Here is a 16,387-nt window from a genome sequence, read left to right as displayed (position 1 = left end):
GCCCTGCACCCCCGACATCCGGCAGTGATGGCAGTCGGTGCGCTGATCATATCCGCAGCAGTCGGATTGGCACTCGCGGCCGCCGCCGGAGCCGATCCCGCCGAGGTGATCGACGCACTCGTCGACGGCACGTTGGGTTCGCCGTTCGCGATAGGCACCTCGATGAACAACGCGGCCATCCTCATGCTCGTGGCGATGGGATTCACGATCGCCTACCGTGCGGGGCTGGTGAATGTCGGTGGCGAGGGCCAGATCTGCCTCGGTGGAATCGCCGCCACAGCTGTCGGCGTGTCCTTGCCGACGTCGCTGCCGCCGGTCATCGCTCTTCCGGCCACGCTGTCGGCCGCCGTCGTCGGCGGCGCTGCCTGGGCGGCGATAGCCGCGTGGCTGCGGGTGCGGCGCGGTACGAGTGAGATCATCACGACGCTGCTGCTGAACTTCGTCGGCCTGGGGTTGGTCGTGCTCGTGGTGCACGAGCCTGCACTGCTGCGGCAGCCGATGACGTCGTCGGAGACGTTGCCGCAATCGGAGTCGCTCGTCGCATCGGCCCATCTACCGCTCCTCGGGCTGCCCAAGAACCCGGCCACGGTCGCGGTGGTGCTGGCCGTACTCCTCGCATGCATCGTCGGTATCATTCTGCGGCACAGTGCGGTCGGGCTCCGCCTGCGCGCGGTGGGATTGTCGCCCGGCGCGTCGGCCCGCTTGGGTGTACCCGTCGGTCGGACGGCCTTTCTCGGTCTGGCGGCCGCCGGTGGGTTCTCCGGGTTGGCCGGGGGCGTGCTGGTCTGCACCGCGCCGTTCGTGCTCGCCGATGGCTTCTCGTCGGGCTTCGGGTTCAGCGGACTGGTGGTCGGTCTGCTGGCCCGTGGGTCGATGACAGCGGTCGGCGCGGTCTCACTGTTGTTCGGACTGTTGGTCTCCGGCGGTATCAATCTGCAACTCGAGGCCGGTGTACCGTCCTCCACCGTCACCGTGGTGCAGAGCGTACTGATCATCCTCATCGCCGGTAGCGCGTGGTGGGCGGCCTCCGCTCGGAAACGCCCACGCCCCGAACCCCTCGACGACCCCTCACCGACGACGAAATCCATGACCGAGGAGGTGTCGGCATGAATGTCGCCATGATCACCGAAATCCTCTCCAGCGGAGTCGCCTTCGCCATTCCGCTACTGCTGGCAGCAACCGGCGAATCGATCAGCGAACGGGCCGGAGTCCTCAATCTCAGCATGGAGGGGATGATGCTCTGTGGCGCCTTCGCCAGTGTGCTGGCTGCGGTCACCACCGGTTCTGCGCTCGTAGGTGTGGCGGCCGCAATTGTCGCCGGCCTGCTCTTCGGTCTGGGTAATGCGCTGCTCTGCGTGCGGTTTCGCGCCGATCAGATCGTCATCGGCATCGCCGCCAACGCCCTGGCGCTCGGGCTGACCACGTTCGGTTCGCGCATCCTGCTGGCCGACGGGAAGGGAAACGGTGTGCCGGCCTTCCACGATGTGCACATCCCGGTCCTCAGTGACCTACCGGTGATCGGACCAGCTCTGTTCGGGCAGACCCTTCTCGGCTATCTGTGTGTCGTGATCGTGGGATTGCTCGCGGTCGCATTCTCCGGCCGGACCATGGCCGGTGTCCGCGTCGACGCCGTCGGCGAGGATGCGACATCGTCGGGATGGACGGGTCTGCCGGTCAACCGGATCCGGGTGCTCGGGGTGCTGGTCGCGGCGGGCGCCGGTGGGCTGGCCGGTGCGCAACTCGCCCTGTCGGAGGTGCGTTCGTTCAGCGAGAACATGACCGCCGGCATGGGCTATCTCGCGGTGGTCGCGGTGATCGCCGGGCGCTGGCGGGCCTCCGGCATCCTGGTCGCGACGTTCTTCTTCGGCGTGGCCCGTGCGCTGCAGTTCGCCCTGCCGGCGGTCGGCGTCGACATTCCCTACGCCCTCCTGGTCATCCTGCCGTACGTCATCGCGATCATCGCGGTGGCAGGTTTCGTCGGTGGACGAAAAGCGCCGTCGTGCTTGACCGTTCCCTACGTGGGTCGAGTCTGACCCGATTCTTGAAAGGTGCCGTTCATGGCCATCATCCTGACCCACCACGACATAGCCGAGCTGATCGACCGGCCGGCTGTCTACCGCGCGGTCGAACAGGCGCACATCGATCTGTCGACCGGCGACGCGTCCAACCCCGCGCCACAGGTACTTCCGATCGATGCGGGCTCCGTGTTGCCGATGGCAGCGACCGCTCGGCGCCAACGGTGCAGCGCGGTGAAACTGCTGTCGGACATGCCGCTGCACCGTGACGCGGGGCTTGCGGCCCAACGGTCGACCATCCTGCTGGTGTCGGCGGAGACCGGCGAATGTGAGGCGGTGCTCGACGGTCGGCTGATCACCGCCATCCGCACGGCCGCCGCAAGCGCCGTTGCCACCGCCCACCTCGCGCGTGCATCGAGTACATCGCTCGGATTGGTCGGAGCGGGAACGCTCGCCGTCGAGCACACCCGCGCGATCTCCCGCATCCGGGCGATCGAGAAGGTGTTCGTGTGGTCGAGGAGTCAACGAACCACAGACGAATTCCGTCGTCGCACAGAAGATATCGATGTGCAGATCGAGTCGGTGGAATCGCCGCGGCAGGTGGTCGCCGCATCCGACATCGTGTGTACGCTCACGCCGTCACGAGATCCGATCGTCTCGGGTGCGTGGTTCCGGCCGGGGATGCACATCAATGCGGTGGGCGCACCGCCGCGCCCCGACCATCGCGAGATCGACGGGATGGCGATGGGTTCGGCTCGTCTTGTGGTCGACAGCACGCCGACCGCCCTGGCGAAGTCGGGGGACGTGGTGCTCGCCCTGGCCGAGGGGCATCTCGGCACGGGTGACGTCGAGCTGGAACTGGGCGAGGTGATCATCGATGCCGCCAAGGGACGTCGTGACGATGACGATGTGACACTGTTCAATTCCGTCGGCATCGGGCTGCAGGACCTCGTGACCGCCCGCCTGCTGCTGGACGCGGCGCGGGAACGCGGTGTCGGTACGCGAGTGGAGATCGCCGGATGAGCCCGGACGAGCGGTGTATCTCGCGGGCCATTGCTCTGGCTCGGGACGCCGCCGGTCACGGTGATCGACCGTTCGGTGCGGTCGTCGTGGCCGCGGACGGAGATGTGCTCGGGGAAGGGCGCAACAGTGCCTCGTCGTCCGGCGACATCACCGCGCACGCCGAGTTGGTCGCCATCCGGGCCGCCATCGACGCGGGTCAGGGAGAGCGTCTCGCAGGTGCGACAGTGTATGCCAGCGGTGAGCCGTGTCCGATGTGCGCCGCTGCGTGCGTGTGGGCCGGGGTCGGCCGGATCGTGTTCGCGGCGTCCACCGCGGCATTCTCGGTCATCCTGCCGGAGGGACCGCATTTCGGATTGGGGTGTGCTGATGTCGTCGGGGCGTCCGACAGTGTGATCGTGGTGCAGGGGCCTGTCGCCGAGGATGAGGCGTTGCGGGTGATGGGCGGCGGGTGACGCCGACCCTCAGAACATCACCGAACGAAAATGGGTGATGAGTCGCCAATCGTCCGGGCCACCGTCGAGCCCGTGCAGCATGTGGAAGGCGATGCCCGGCGGCTGCCCGCGGTTGACGATCTCGGTGCCCTCGAAGGGCAGATTGAGAGTGGAGGCGACCCCGGGTGCGACGGCGAGGTGGCGGCCGGCGAACGTGGTGACGGCAGGGGTATGAGCGTGGCCGCACACGAAGCCGACGATGTTGGGGTGCCGGTCCACCAGTGCGGCCAGGCGCTGCTCCTCGGTCTGCCGGATGGAATCCATGAACGGCATGTCCAAGATCACCGGCGGATGGTGGAAGGCGACCACCACCGGCGTCTGCGGACCTGCGGAGACGATCTGCTCCGACATCCACGCCAGCGTCTCGTCGGTGAGGTATCCGTCGTTGCGCCCTGGGATGGAACTGTCGCAGACGACGAACAGCACTCCGTTGATGATCTCGGCGCTGTTGATCGGATCGCTGCCGGGCTTTCCCAACAGGCCGGCGTTGAATCGTTCGCGGTGGTCGTGGTTGCCGGCGGTGATCATCATGGGCAGCGGACTGTAGAGGACACCGAAGGCCTCACGGTATTCGGACTCGGTGCCCTCGTCGGTGATATCACCGGTCACCAGCAGCGCGTCGATGCCGTGCGCCCGGGCGTGAATGTAGTCCAGCGTCGCTTCGATCCGGCGGCGGCTGTACCGCGTGCCGTTGAAATGCAGGTCGCTGATGTGGGCGACGACGAACACACACGCTCCTTGATCACTGACTGATCTGAGGCTAGTCAAGCGACACGGTATCGGCGCGCCGAGGGGCACCGATGGTGATCCGCGTGGGCGCAACGTCGTTGGTTGACACGCATCACCGTGCGTGTCAGGTTTGGCGAATGAAACGTGTTCTACCCCGCATTGCGTCGGATCGCTTCGCGGGTCATACCGCGATCGTGACCGGTGGTGGATCCGGTATCGGCGCGGCGCTCACCCGGGCGTTGGTCGAGGTCGGCGCGGACGTGGTCTGCACTGATGTCGATGTCGATGCGGCGGGTCGGGTCGCCGCCGAACTGGCCGACGGTCGGGGGACGGTGCGCGCCGCGGCCCTCGACGTGACCGACGGCGAGGCCGTGCGCGCGACGGTCGATGCCGTGGTCAGCGATCGCGGACGCCTCGATCTGATGTTCAACAACGCGGGTATCGCGCTGGGCGGCAACACCGAACTACTCACCGCCCGACAGTGGGACTCCATCATCGACGTGAACATCCGCGGTGTGGTGCACGGGGTCACCGCGGCGTATCCGCACATGATCCGGCAAGGTTCCGGACACATCATCAACACGGCGTCGATGGCGGGTCTGGCCGCGGCGGGTCTCCTCACGAGCTACGTGATGACCAAACATGCCGTCGTCGGGTTGACGCTGGCATTGCGATCGGAGGCGGCCGCCCACGGCGTCGGTGTCACCGCGCTGTGTCCGGCTGCCGTCGAGACGCCCCTGCTCGACGGCGAAGGGGTCGGCGGTTTCACCGGCCGTTCGTATTATCTGTCGGGGCAGGGCGTGCGGACGGCCTACGGCCCCGACCGCCTGGCGGCCGAGGCGCTCGAGGCCGTCGACCGCAACAAGGCGTTGCTCGTCGTCCCGGCCCAGGCGCGATTCGCGTGGCGGATCTCGCGGTTCGCACCCGGACTCATGCAGGCGGTGACGACGAGGTTCGTCGAGCGGCAGCGGGTCGCGCAGGGTCTGTAGTCGCGCTCAGTGCAGGGTGCGCTTGAACAGCGCTTCGAGTTCCTCGAAGTGGCGTTCGGTCGCCTCCGGATGGAAGACCGCGGTGTCGGCCATCGTGTACCCGTGCAAGGCGCCCGGGAACACCGACGCCGAATGGGTCACGCCACACGAGGTCAACGCGTGCTCGAACGCCGCAACCGCCTCCGGCGGCAGCGACCGGTCCTGGTCGGCGTGGATTGCCACGACGTCGGCGCGAACGTCCGGCAGGCGCCGATGAGGACTGTCGGGATCGTCGGTGACCAGACCGCCGGTGTGGAACATGCCGACCGCGCCGACGACGTCGGGGCGAGTCGCCGCGGCCAGCAGCGCGAGTAGACCTCCCATGCAGTAGCCGGTCACGCCGACGTCACCCTTCCCGACTCCCTCGAGCCCGCGCAACGTGTCCAGGTAGGTCGACAAGTCCGTCGTGGCCAGGGGATCGGTGAGGGCCTTCACCCGGGGCATCGCGTCGGCGAAGAAGGCACCACGACTGTCCGGATCGGTGAGGTCGACGGTCGGCTCGAGCTCGGTGGCGGTGCCGTTGCGATAGAACACGTTGGGTGCCATCACGACGTAGCCCCACGAGGCGATCCGGTCGGCCATCCTCTTGGTCTGTGGCCGTAGGCCGATCGCGTCCATGATGAACAGCACGCCCGGGAGCGGACCGGAAGCGTCGTCGGGTCTGGTGACGTAGGCCTCCGCGACCCCGTCTGCGGTGTCGATGCTGATCATCTCGTCGGTCACAGTGCACAACCTCTCTCTCACAGGTCGCCGGGAAGTTTGTCCCGGCGGATTCCGCGCCAACTCGGGTGGCGCAGGTGCCCGGTACTGGTCCAGTCCATGAATCTGACCTCGCCCACGATCTTCGGCAGCACCCAGATCGCACTCGACGCGACCGGACGGTCGAGCTTGTCGACGAAGGGACAGCGGTTGATGCGCAGCGGTTCGAGTTCGGCTGCCAGTGAACGTAACTGGGCGTCACTGAATCCCGTCCCCACCCGGCCGACGTATCGGAGCCCGGTTTCCTCGGGCAGGCCGAGCAGTAGCGATCCGATGGTGTCCGAACGGTTTCCGCGGCCGGGTCGGTATCCGCCGACGACCACCTCGATGTCGCTCCAGTTCTTGTGCTTGAGCCATTTCGTGGTGCGACGGCCCTGTTGGTAGGTCGACGAACGACGTTTCGCGACAACACCTTCCCAACCTTGCTCGCGGCTTTGTTCGATCGCTGCGCGGCCCGGGCCCGGTAGCAGCGCGGGTACCTCCGCGAATGGGGAGCCCGCGAAGGCCGGCGCGAGTTCCTCGAGCAGTTCGCGTCGCTGCGACCACGGTCGCCGCAGCAGCGACGTCCCGTTCAGATACAGGATGTCGAAGACGTAGAGCTTGAGAGTGAGGTCCTCGTCGCTGTTCCTCCGCGCGGAGAGCAAGGTGAAATTGGTACGGCCACTCGCATCGAGGGCCACGACCTCGCCATCGAGGACCACGTCGATGAGCCCGAGGTCGTCGGCGATGGCGCGCAGTTCCGGAAAATCGGCGGTCATGTCGATTCCCGAGCGTGAGGTCAGACGGAAATCGCCATCGATGTAGCGCAACAGAATTCGATAACCGTCCCACTTGCCCTCGAAGGCCCAGTCGCGTCCGTCGAGGTTCTCGATCGACTCATCGGTCGCCAGCATCGGTCGAGGATCGCGCAGACTGTCGGGCAGAATCGGGCGCGGCTCGTCGCTCATGAGATGGGCGAGCCAGTTCTTGTCGCCCGTCTTGATCAATGCGTAGCGGCCTTGCACGCGTTCGCCGTGAAGCCGCACGATCACCTCGTTGTCGCGCCATTTCTCCGTCTCGTACGTGCCGCGATCCCAGATCTCTACGTGTCCTCCGCCGTACTCGCCCGCCGGGATGTCGCCGGAGAAGTCGGCGTAATCCATCGGGTGATCCTCGGTGTGGACGGCGAGCCGGTTCTGGTCCGGGTCGTCGGGCAGATTCTTGGGGACGGCCCACGACACGAGGACACCGTCACGTTCGAGCCGGAAGTCGTAGTGCAACCGGCGGGCGTGGTGTTCTTGGATGACGAAGATGGGGTCGGTCTGCTCCTCGTCGGCGCGTTGCCGGTCACGGTGGGCGTCGTCGCCGAAGGGTTCCGGGGTCTTGGCGGAATCGCGCTTGCGGCGGTATTCGCCGAGACTGACGACAGGGTTACCGGTCACCTCGATCAACTCGCGAGCCGACGGCGCGGCCTCGTCGTCGAGCTCGCCCTCGTCACCGTCGGTGCCGTCGAGGTGATGCGGGGCATCCAGGCCCGACAGCAGATCTCCGTCAGCGTCGACACGGTCGAGGACCTCGTGGAACAGGAGCTGTCCGATGTCGGGGTCGGCGAGTTCCTCCCAGCTACGCGGCGCGGCCACCCAGGGTTGCTCACGACCTCGCATCGAGTACGGAGCGAGGGTCGTCTTCGAACCGCTGTTCTGGCTCCAGTCGATGAAGACCTTGCCGCTGCGTACCGCTTTGGCCATCGTCGCGGTGATGGTATCGGGGTGCGATGAGGCCAGGCTGGTGGCGATCTGTTTCGCCACGGTCCGGGCGGCCTCGGGTGACACGGGCCGGTCGAAGCGGGCGTACATGTGCAGTCCCTTACCGCCGCTGGTGACCGGGTAGGAGGTCAGTCCCGCCGCCGACAACATGTCCCGGATCATCAGTGCCACCTCGGCGCATTGCGACAGGGGGACGTCGGGGCCGGGATCGAGGTCGAGGACCAGGCGGTCGGCCTTGGGCCTGGTGCCTTCGTGCTCCGGCACCCGCCATTGCGGAGTGTGCAATTCGAGCGCCGCCATCTGGCCGAACCACACGAGGTCGGCGCGCGAGGTGGCGAGCGGGTAGGTGATCACTCGTTTGCTGTGCTGTTCACCGAACCGTGCGAGCCAATCGGGTGCCGACGATGGCAGGTCCTTCTCGAAGAACGGCATCGACTCCACACCGTTGGGCCATCGCTTGCGGGTGACCGGGCGCCCCGCTAGATGCGGCAGCATGACATCGGCGATGCGGGTGTAGTAGTCGATGACCTCGTACTTCCGCGTGCCGGCGGCCGGGTAGAGCACTTTGTCGAGATTGGTGATCGGGATGCGACGACCGTCCACGTCGAGGCTCTCACCACCACCCATGACGACCATTGTCCACGGTGTGTGCCGCATTGTGTGCCGAGGATTTCCCAAACCGGTGGCACAATGAACGCCATGCGCTCGATCTGGAAGGGCGATCTGAGCTTTGGCCTGGTCAACGTGCCGGTCAAGGTGTACTCGGCGACGGAAAGTCACGACCGGAAGTCCTTTCAGGTCGACTCGAAGGACGGGACACGCATTCGCTATCGGCGTGTCCGCGAGGGCACCGACACCGAGGTGGACTACGCCGACATCGCCAACGCCTACGAAACCGACTCCGGCGAGACGGTGATTCTCACCAAGGAGGATCTCGCGACGCTGCCGGTGCACAAGAGTCCGGAGATCTCGATCCTGGAGTTCGTGCCAACCGAACAGGTCGATCCGATCTACTTCGACAAGCCCTATTACCTGGAGCCGGCATCGAAGTCGCCCAAGGCGTACACGCTGATGGCGCAGGCATTGGAGAAGACCGACCGTCTGGCCATTGCGACCTTCACACTGCGGAACCGGACCCGCCTTGCCGCGCTGCGGGTGGTCGACGGTGTGATGACCTTGCAGACGCTGCTCTGGCCCGACGAGGTGCGTGCTGCGGACTTCGGCTTCCTCGGCGAAGAGACGGAGATCCGTCCCCAAGAGCTCGACATGGCGGCCTCGCTGATCGAGACCATGGCCAAGGATTTTGACCCGTCTGAATTCGAGGACACCTATCAGAACGAGCTGTCCAAGCTCGTCGAGGCGAAAGCCGAAGGCGCCGAGGCGTTCCCGGAAAGTGACGAAGAACCGGCCGAAGACGAGGACTCCGAGGTCGCCGACCTGCTGGCCGCGTTGCGCGCGTCGGTGAAAGACAAGGGTGGGTCGAGCGATTCCGCCGGGAAGTCCGACGACGCCGAGGAATCCGAGTCGGCGAAGAAGACCACCGCCAAGAAAGCCCCCGCCAAAAAGGCTCCGGCGAAGAAGGCCGCTGCCAGGAAGACGGCGGCCAAGAAGTCGGCGTCCAAGTCCACCGCGGCCAAGAAGACCACCGCCAAGAAGTCGGCGGCGAAGAAGTCGGCGTAGGGATCAGTACGTCCCCGGGCCGCGGCCCAGTCGGTCCCTGAGGAGCGTCGCGAGGAACGAGCGAAGCGGCCCCACTCGGTCCCCGAGGAGCGAGCGAAGCGTTCCCACTCGGTCTCTGAGGAGCCTCGCGAGGAACGAGCGATGCGTCGCCACCCGCTCCCTGAGGAGCCTCGCGAGGAACGAGCGATGCGTCACCACCCGGTCCCTGAGGAGCCTCGCGAGGAACGAGCGATGCGTCACGAAGGGCGACCCTTCGTGACGATCCTCCGCTAGCGCTCCGGATCTCCTCAGGGATCGGGGTGGCCATCCCGCTGGCGCTCCGGATCTCCTCAGGGATCGGGGTGGCCATCCCGCTGTGCTCCGGATCGTGGAGGATCGCGCTTGGCACTCCTCACGCTGCTCAGCCTGGGGCTCGACGCGACTCGACCACCAGGGGGCCGCCGGAAAAATCAGTGGCCGATACCAGAGGACATGCGAGAAACTCGTACCGTGAGCACGTCGGTCGATACCCGCCTGCCCGCGGCGTTGAAACCGTTTGCGCTGCGGCAGTACCGTTTGCTCGCAATCGGATTGGTGCTGGCGATGTTCGCCGATGGTGTGTGGACCGTCGGCGTGGTCTGGCAGGTCATCCAGATGGGCGGTGGCCCTGGGCAACTGTCGATGGTCACCGGCGTTGCTGCGGTGGGCATGGTGATCTCCACCCTCGGTGGGGGAGTCCTGGCCGACCGCGTCTCGCAACGGCGCATCATGATCGGACTCGAGATCGTCAAGCTCCTCGCGTTCGTCGTCGTCGGCGTCGCCGGCATGCTCGGCATGCTGAATCAGCCGACACTGCTCGTCGCCTCGCTGCTCGGTGGCATCACCATGGGCATGTACTACCCGGCCTACTCGGCATTGCTGCCCAGTGTGGTGGAGGCCGCTCAATTGCAGGCGGCCAACGGAATCGAGGGTTTTCTGCGGCCGGTGATATTCCAGGCGTTCGGTCCGATGGTGGCAGGCGGGGTCATCTCGATCGCGTCCCCGGCCATGGCGATCGTGCTCGCAGGATTCGCCAGCGCGGCGTCGGCGCTCACCTATCTCGCGATGCAGCCGGTTGCGGTTCGCCGTGAGGCGGCACCGTCGGGGCATCCCGTTCGTGATGTCCTCACCGACATCGCAGAGGGGTTCGCGTACATGTGGCGAACGCCGTGGCTGTGGGCGACGTTGTTCTTCGCCTGCATCCTGGTCCTCGCCGTCATGGGGCCCATCGAGGTGTTGGTGCCGTTCGCATTGCAGGAACGTGCGCACGGGGGCGCCGGCGATCACAGCCTCGTGCTGGCCGGATTCGGGCTCGGCGCAGCGTCGGCGTCGTTGGTGTTCGCATCGATCCCCATGCCGCGGCGGTATCTCAGCGTCATGTTCGGGATCTGGGGCTTCTCCAGCGTTCCGCTGGTCTTCATGGGTCTTGCCGAGAGCACCTGGATGTTCGTGGTCGCGGGTTTCCTGATGGGAGTGATGTTCGACGGCCCGATGGTCCTGTGGGGCACTCTCCTACAGCGTCGCGTGCCGCCCGCACTGCTCGGGCGCGTGGCGAGCCTCGACTTCTTCGTCTCGGTGGCGCTGATGCCGGTGTCGATGGCACTCGCCGCACCGGTGAGTCATGCCATCGGACTGTCGGCGACATTCGTGCTGGCCGGGTTGCTGCCGGTGCCGGTCGCCGGATGCTTCTACCTCGCCGCACGTCTGTGGCGCGACGAGACCGAGCATCCGCTGCGGTTGGAGATGCACGAAGTTGCGCCGCTGCGCTGAACCGGGGGAGTGCGGCGGCGCACCGCATCTCGGGCTCAGGGCGTGAGGACGACGAAGTCGGTGCTGGGTATTTTGCTGATGCGGCACCCCATCGCGCGGGCACACACCCATTCGGTCACCAAGGTGCTCGACGAACTTGTCGGCGGTATCAGGACCAGTGCGGTGCTGTAGGTGTGGGCACCAGATGCTCGGCGGCCGCCGCGACCGTCAGTTCGGTCAACGAAGCGAGAAGCGGTGAACTGAGTTTCCAGTACTGCCAGAACAGGGGCACGTCGACGTGATCGTCCACGATCGGTGTCACGCGGCCGGCGTGCAGGGCGTCGGATATCTGGACTTCGGGCACAGCGCCCCAACCGATCCCGAGTTCGATCGCCCGATGGAACTCGGTCGATGCCGGGATGTAGCTGATCGGCGGCGACACCGGCCTGTCGGCGAGTCGGGTCAGCACGTTGCGTTGGATGTAGTCGTTGCGGTCGAACAAGACCATGGGGGCGTTGGACAGTGCTTCCGGCGACGGCCCATCGGGCATCCAGCGTTCGATGAACTCGGGCGTGGCGACCGGCAGATAGCGCATGGCGCCGAGCGCGCGGGTGGTACACCCACGAACGCCGAGAGGGTCAGAGGTGATGGCGCCCAGTACTTCTCCCGACTGTAAGAAGCGGCTGTTCTGACTCTCGTCGTCGCGCAGCACTTCGATGGCCACCGGATACTCGGCATGCATCCGCGCCAGCACCGGAAGGAACCACGTGGCCAGCGAGTCGGCATTGGCGGCGATCGGCAGATTAATCCGCGAACTATCGGCGTCGGTGGTCCCTCCGCCGAGTAGTTCGGCACGTGCTTCGGCAACCAACAACTCCCATTGTTTGGCGAGTCGAACCAGGGTTTCACCGTCGGGGGTGGCGGTAGCGGGTTTCGTGCGGCGCACCACCACCCTTCCGACCGAGGCCTCCAATGCCTTGATCCGCTGACTCACCGCGGACGGCGTGATGTGCAACGCCGCCGCGGCCGCGTCGAACGTGCCTTCCCGGAGCACGGCCGACAGGGTCTGCAGACCTTCTTGGCTGATCTCCACCCAGTGATCTTAAGTTCTTCTGATGATTCATGAAAAACATTCGCTGGATTGTTGGCGAGGTCGTCTTTAACGTTTGTGGACATGACGACGTATGTGCTCGCGGCGATCGCGGGTTTGCTGACCGGTGCCGGTCTGATCATCGCTATCGGCCCACAGAATGTGTTCGTGCTCCGACAAGGAGTGGCACGAGCCCATGTGGTGCCGGTCGTCGTGGTGTGCGCGGTCTCCGACGTCATCTTGATCATCGCCGGCGTCGCCGGCCTGGGTGCGCTGGTCGCCGCGCATCCGGCCGTGGTGACCGTCGCGAAAGTCCTCGGGGGCGGATACGTGATCGTGCTGGGGTTGATGGCTGCCCGGCGCTGCCTGCGCAGCAACGAGGCGATCGTCACCAACCCCGGTGAGGCCTCCACGGCGACCCGATGGGCGGCGATCGGCATGACGCTGGCGCTGACCTGGCTGAACCCGCACGTCTACCTCGACACCGTGCTCACCATGGGCGCGATCGCCAACAGCCACGGCAGCGCCAAATGGGCGTTCGCCATCGGCGCCTGCATAGCGAGCCTGCTCTGGTTCGCGTCGCTCGGCGGTGGCGCCAGCAAGTTGTCCCGATTCTTCGCCTCACCCCGCGCGTGGCGCGTGCTCGACGCGATCGTCGCGGTCGTGATGCTCGCGATGGGCACGATGCTGATCGCGTCGGTCTGATCGGCCGATCTCACACAGCGCTCAGACCCGGCTGGCCTCCGACTCCCACAGATCAGGGTCGACCTCGTTCTCGAGCGGGATCTCGCGGATCGCGGTGCCCTCGACGTCGACGTTGGGCAGGATGCGGTCGAGCCACTTCGGAAGCTTCCACGCGGCGTCGCCGAGCAGGGTGATGATCGCCGGCACGACCACCATTCGGACGATGAAGGCGTCGAAGAACACCGCTGCGGCCAGAGCGAAGCCCATCATCTTGGCGGTGGTGTCCGGGGCGAGCATGAAGGCCGAGAACACCGAGATCATGATGACCGCAGCGGACGCGACCACCCGGGCGCCGTGCTGGTAGCCGATGATCACCGAGTCCTTGGCGGAGACGCCGTGTACGTATTCCTCGCGCATTCGGGTCACCAGGAACACCTGGTAGTCCATCGCCAGCCCGAAGACCACTCCCACCAGGAATATCGGCATGAAGGAGATGATCGGTTTCGTGTGGTCGATCAACCCGAAATCGCCCTCCTGGAAGATCGCGACGGTTGCACCGAACGTCGCGCACACGGAGAACAAGAATCCGATCGTGGCGATCAGCGGCACGAGCAACGACCGGAAGACGATGGTCAGGATGATGAACGCCAGCCCGACAACGACGATGAGGAACGGGATCAGCGCCGAACTCAACTTCGACGAGATGTCGGACATGATCGCGGTCTGACCGCCGACGTTGACTGTCGCCCCATCCGGACTCGTCGCGGCATAGTCGCGGATCTGCTCCATCAGCGCGTGCGTCTCCGGGCCGCTCGGGGACTGCTCCGGAGTGACCGAGATCAGCGCGGCACTCGCGCCGGCCTGAGGATTCGCCGGATCAGGACCGTTGCCGATCCAGGTGATCTGCGTCGGGTTGGCGACGTTGTCGAGGGTCTTGACGTGAGCGACGACATCGTTGGCCGCGCCGGCGACGTCGCCGCCGTTTGCATCGCTGACCACCACCAGCAGTGGACCGTTCACACCCTCGCCGAACCCACGCTGCAGAAGCTGGGTCGCGGCATACTCGCTGTCGGTCGTCGACGACATGCCCAGTTCCATCTTGGTCATCGGAATCGCTGCGATGGCGAGCAACACCAAGCCGACGATCGCGACGGGCAACGGGTAGCGCGTGATGAACCGTGCGACCCGAAGACCGTTGGAGGGTTGTGTGTCCGGCTCGTCGCCGTGCCGGATGCCCGGAATCCGCGGACTGAACGCGAATCGGCCGAAGGCACCCAGCAGGGCCGGGATCAGCGTGATCGCGCCCAGAACCGCGATGAACACGGCGACCGCGGCAGCGATACCCATCTGCGTGATGAACGGGATGCCCACCACGCCCAGTCCCGCGACCGCGATCATCACGGTCAGCCCGGCGAACACGACCGCCGACCCCGCGGTGCCGACGGCCCGCCCGACGGCCGCCTCACGGTTGCCGTCCAGGTTCAGTTCGGACCGGTATCGGGACACGATGAACAGTGCATAGTCGATCGACACCGCGATACCGAGCATCGTGATGATCGTGGTCGCGCTCTGCTGGACGTCGATGATCTTGGCGCTCAACGTGACCAGAAGAATGGTGATGCCGACGCCGAGGATGCCGGTGATGATGGGGATGAAGGCGGCGATCAACGCGCCGAACGCCACGATCATGATCACGAAGGCGACCGCGAAGCCCAACAGTTCGGACACACCGCCCTGCTCGAAGACCTGCATCAGCGAGCCGGTGCCCTCGACTTCGAGTCCGTTGCCTCGGAACTCGGCGAGGAGATCTTTGAACTGATCCATCTCCGCGGCCGTCAGATCCTGGCGGGGGATGTCCTGGTGGATCTGGATCAGGCCGACTTTTCCGTCGTCACCGAGAACCGCCGACGCGATCGCCGGGTTGGCTTGCGCCGCCGTGACGGGGTTGACGATCGTTTGCGGCTCCAGCACCTTCGGGAGCGTGCGAGCCTTGGCGACCAGAGCGTCGATCTGGTCCGTGTGGTTCGCCAAGCCGTCGTCGGCGGCGACCACGATGCTCGTCGACGCCTCGAGTTGTTGTTCGTTGATCGCAGGGAAGTCGGACTTCATCACCGACATGGCGCGATCGGAGTCGGTACCCGGGAGTTCGAAATCCGTGGAGAACTTCGGTGCCACGGCCCCGACGATCGCACCGAGGGCGATCACTATCGCGAGCCAACAACCGACGAACCACCACTTGTGCCGGAACGCGAATCGTCCGAGCCGGTACAACCACAACGCCACGGCAACCTCCCCTTGAGTGTGTGAACCAGGGTAGTCGCGCGAACGGACCGGGCGATGTGACCGCGAGCACAGGAATGCCCGCGGATTTCGTGGCAGTGACCGGCAGCGACGGCGTGCCGGTCACTGCACGGGGATCAGACCAGCGGCCGACCCGTCCGGATGCGCCACCGGACGTCCCACAGCAGCACGTTGAAGGGGAACTCGCGCAACGGTTTCGGCAGACGGTCGCAGATCGCCTTGGCCAGAGTGTTGTGTGCGTCGAAGAGTCGGCGCTGCCACGGCGTGAACTCGAGACCCATCTTGTCGCGGAAGTTCTCCGGCAGGAAGCCGATGGTGAGCAGCTCGAACCACCAGCCGAAAATGGTGCTGACCCACCGGGGCAGGAACTCGGCGCGGGTGATGGACATGAGGTGCTCACGGATGATCGGGTCGATCTCGAAGGTCTCGACCGTCTCGTTCCAGTAGGTCTCGAACTCGGCCCGCGTCGCCGGCCACATCTCGCGCGGCACCTGCAATGTGGTGCCCAGCACCGCACCGTTCTGGTAGGCCTCCTCGGTGATGTCTGCGGGGTCGCCGTAGATGCGCTGCATGTCTTCCCACCCCTTGTAGAGGCAGGCGGCGACCCACAGCTGCAGTTGCGGATCGAAGGCGTTGTACTTCACCGGGCTGGTCTCGGTGGACCGAACCTTGGCGTGGGCCTTGCCGACCGCATGGCGATAGGCCTTGCGATCCTTCGGGCTGCCCATCATCGCGACCGCGAGATAGCTCAGCGTTGTGCGAGTCCGCTTGACGGGATGCTTGAACAGGTTGCCGGTGTCGACGCGGCTCTCGTAGACGCCATAGCCGACGGCGGGCATCGCGAGTTGCATGATGACGTTGGCGGGTCCGGCGAGCGTGGAGATGCCCTTCATCTCGTTCATGCGCGTCGGCAGAGCGTCGAGTTCCCCCCGGGTCATCCTCGCCTTCGGCGGTAGGTACTCGGTATCGGGCTCGACGGCGGTGAATGCCGGCGGCAGATCGATGTCGTCGTAGATGATGGGCTCGGTGCTCATCGTGACCCCCTTGACTCGCCAGAACCAAATTCTGACAACAG

The 16,387-nt window shown here is 65.8% G+C and carries 14 protein-coding genes; 8 read left to right on the top strand and 6 right to left on the bottom strand.

Features of this window, described 5'->3' with window-relative positions:
• Positions 1-27: 27 nt before the first annotated feature.
• The 4 genes from AC4AMJ_RS21815 to AC4AMJ_RS21800 are packed head-to-tail and all read left to right on the top strand — an operon-like array spanning position 28 to position 3,490.
• On the top strand, positions 28-1,110 hold the full coding sequence (locus AC4AMJ_RS21815; RefSeq protein ID WP_489918485.1) for an ABC transporter permease: 1,083 nt from the start codon (positions 28-30) through the stop codon (positions 1,108-1,110).
• A complete protein-coding gene (locus AC4AMJ_RS21810; RefSeq protein ID WP_489914641.1) occupies positions 1,107-2,033 on the top strand; it encodes an ABC transporter permease in 927 nt (308 codons plus the stop codon). The genes AC4AMJ_RS21815 and AC4AMJ_RS21810 overlap by 4 nt, the downstream gene beginning before the upstream one ends.
• Positions 2,034-2,057: 24 nt before the next feature.
• Positions 2,058-3,038, top strand: coding sequence for an ornithine cyclodeaminase family protein (locus tag AC4AMJ_RS21805; RefSeq protein ID WP_489914639.1), 981 nt, complete (start codon positions 2,058-2,060; stop codon positions 3,036-3,038).
• Positions 3,035-3,490: a nucleoside deaminase gene (locus AC4AMJ_RS21800; RefSeq protein ID WP_489914637.1), complete on the top strand. Its 456-nt coding sequence runs from the start codon at positions 3,035-3,037 to the stop codon at positions 3,488-3,490. Before AC4AMJ_RS21805 ends, AC4AMJ_RS21800 begins: the two co-directional genes overlap by 4 nt.
• A gap of 9 nt (positions 3,491-3,499) precedes the next feature.
• Here AC4AMJ_RS21800 and AC4AMJ_RS21795 read toward each other — a convergent pair whose 3' ends face one another.
• A complete protein-coding gene (locus AC4AMJ_RS21795; protein ID WP_489899040.1) occupies positions 3,500-4,258 on the bottom strand; it encodes a metallophosphoesterase in 759 nt (252 codons plus the stop codon).
• Between the two features lie 137 nt (positions 4,259-4,395).
• On the opposite strand from AC4AMJ_RS21795, the gene AC4AMJ_RS21790 reads away from it, so the two are divergent.
• Positions 4,396-5,247 (top strand): SDR family NAD(P)-dependent oxidoreductase, encoded by an 852-nt coding sequence (locus AC4AMJ_RS21790; protein ID WP_489914635.1) that lies wholly within the window; start codon positions 4,396-4,398, stop codon positions 5,245-5,247.
• A gap of 6 nt (positions 5,248-5,253) precedes the next feature.
• Here AC4AMJ_RS21790 and AC4AMJ_RS21785 read toward each other — a convergent pair whose 3' ends face one another.
• Positions 5,254-6,018 (bottom strand): dienelactone hydrolase family protein, encoded by a 765-nt coding sequence (locus AC4AMJ_RS21785; RefSeq protein ID WP_489914633.1) that lies wholly within the window; start codon positions 6,016-6,018, stop codon positions 5,254-5,256.
• A gap of 8 nt (positions 6,019-6,026) precedes the next feature.
• Complete coding sequence (locus tag AC4AMJ_RS21780; RefSeq protein WP_489914628.1) at positions 6,027-8,417, bottom strand: ATP-dependent DNA ligase; 2,391 nt, start codon at positions 8,415-8,417, stop codon at positions 6,027-6,029.
• A gap of 72 nt (positions 8,418-8,489) precedes the next feature.
• Between AC4AMJ_RS21780 and ku the strand changes: the two genes are divergently transcribed.
• Positions 8,490-9,470, top strand: coding sequence for a non-homologous end joining protein Ku (ku, locus tag AC4AMJ_RS21775; protein WP_489914626.1), 981 nt, complete (start codon positions 8,490-8,492; stop codon positions 9,468-9,470).
• 489 nt (positions 9,471-9,959) lie between these two features.
• Positions 9,960-11,258, top strand: a complete 1,299-nt coding sequence (locus AC4AMJ_RS21770; RefSeq protein ID WP_489914624.1) for an MFS transporter — start codon at positions 9,960-9,962, stop codon at positions 11,256-11,258.
• 148 nt (positions 11,259-11,406) lie between these two features.
• Here the strand turns inward: AC4AMJ_RS21770 and AC4AMJ_RS21765 are convergent, their stop codons facing one another.
• Positions 11,407-12,330, bottom strand: coding sequence for a LysR family transcriptional regulator ArgP (locus AC4AMJ_RS21765; RefSeq protein WP_489914622.1), 924 nt, complete (start codon positions 12,328-12,330; stop codon positions 11,407-11,409).
• 81 nt (positions 12,331-12,411) lie between these two features.
• Between AC4AMJ_RS21765 and AC4AMJ_RS21760 the strand changes: the two genes are divergently transcribed.
• The gene (locus AC4AMJ_RS21760) at positions 12,412-13,032 is read left to right on the top strand and encodes a LysE/ArgO family amino acid transporter (protein ID WP_489899047.1); all 621 of its coding nucleotides are present in this window, start codon (positions 12,412-12,414) and stop codon (positions 13,030-13,032) included.
• Positions 13,033-13,053: 21 nt separating this feature from the next.
• Here the strand turns inward: AC4AMJ_RS21760 and AC4AMJ_RS21755 are convergent, their stop codons facing one another.
• Together AC4AMJ_RS21755 and AC4AMJ_RS21750 are read right to left on the bottom strand one after the other, a co-directional pair.
• On the bottom strand, positions 13,054-15,294 hold the full coding sequence (locus tag AC4AMJ_RS21755) for an MMPL family transporter (protein ID WP_489914620.1): 2,241 nt from the start codon (positions 15,292-15,294) through the stop codon (positions 13,054-13,056).
• A gap of 134 nt (positions 15,295-15,428) precedes the next feature.
• Positions 15,429-16,346, bottom strand: a complete 918-nt coding sequence (locus tag AC4AMJ_RS21750; protein WP_489914618.1) for an oxygenase MpaB family protein — start codon at positions 16,344-16,346, stop codon at positions 15,429-15,431.
• Positions 16,347-16,387 lie beyond the last annotated feature (41 nt).

This window comes from Gordonia sp. LMA484, assembly GCF_058129505.1.
This window is presented reverse-complemented; position numbering and strand designations above follow the sequence as displayed.

Bases quoted from the DNA above. Each gene is read 5' to 3' on its own strand.
- AC4AMJ_RS21815 (WP_489918485.1), top strand. From the start codon at position 28: ATGGCAGTCGGTGCGCTGATCATATCCGCAGCAGTCGGATTGGCACTC.
- AC4AMJ_RS21810 (WP_489914641.1), top strand. From the start codon at position 1,107: ATGAATGTCGCCATGATCACCGAAATCCTCTCCAGCGGAGTCGCCTTC.
- AC4AMJ_RS21805 (WP_489914639.1), top strand. From the start codon at position 2,058: ATGGCCATCATCCTGACCCACCACGACATAGCCGAGCTGATCGACCGG.
- AC4AMJ_RS21800 (WP_489914637.1), top strand. From the start codon at position 3,035: ATGAGCCCGGACGAGCGGTGTATCTCGCGGGCCATTGCTCTGGCTCGG.
- AC4AMJ_RS21790 (WP_489914635.1), top strand. From the start codon at position 4,396: ATGAAACGTGTTCTACCCCGCATTGCGTCGGATCGCTTCGCGGGTCAT.
- AC4AMJ_RS21780 (WP_489914628.1), bottom strand. From the start codon at position 8,417: ATGGGTGGTGGTGAGAGCCTCGACGTGGACGGTCGTCGCATCCCGATC.
- ku (WP_489914626.1), top strand. From the start codon at position 8,490: ATGCGCTCGATCTGGAAGGGCGATCTGAGCTTTGGCCTGGTCAACGTG.
- AC4AMJ_RS21760 (WP_489899047.1), top strand. From the start codon at position 12,412: ATGACGACGTATGTGCTCGCGGCGATCGCGGGTTTGCTGACCGGTGCC.
- AC4AMJ_RS21750 (WP_489914618.1), bottom strand. From the start codon at position 16,346: ATGAGCACCGAGCCCATCATCTACGACGACATCGATCTGCCGCCGGCA.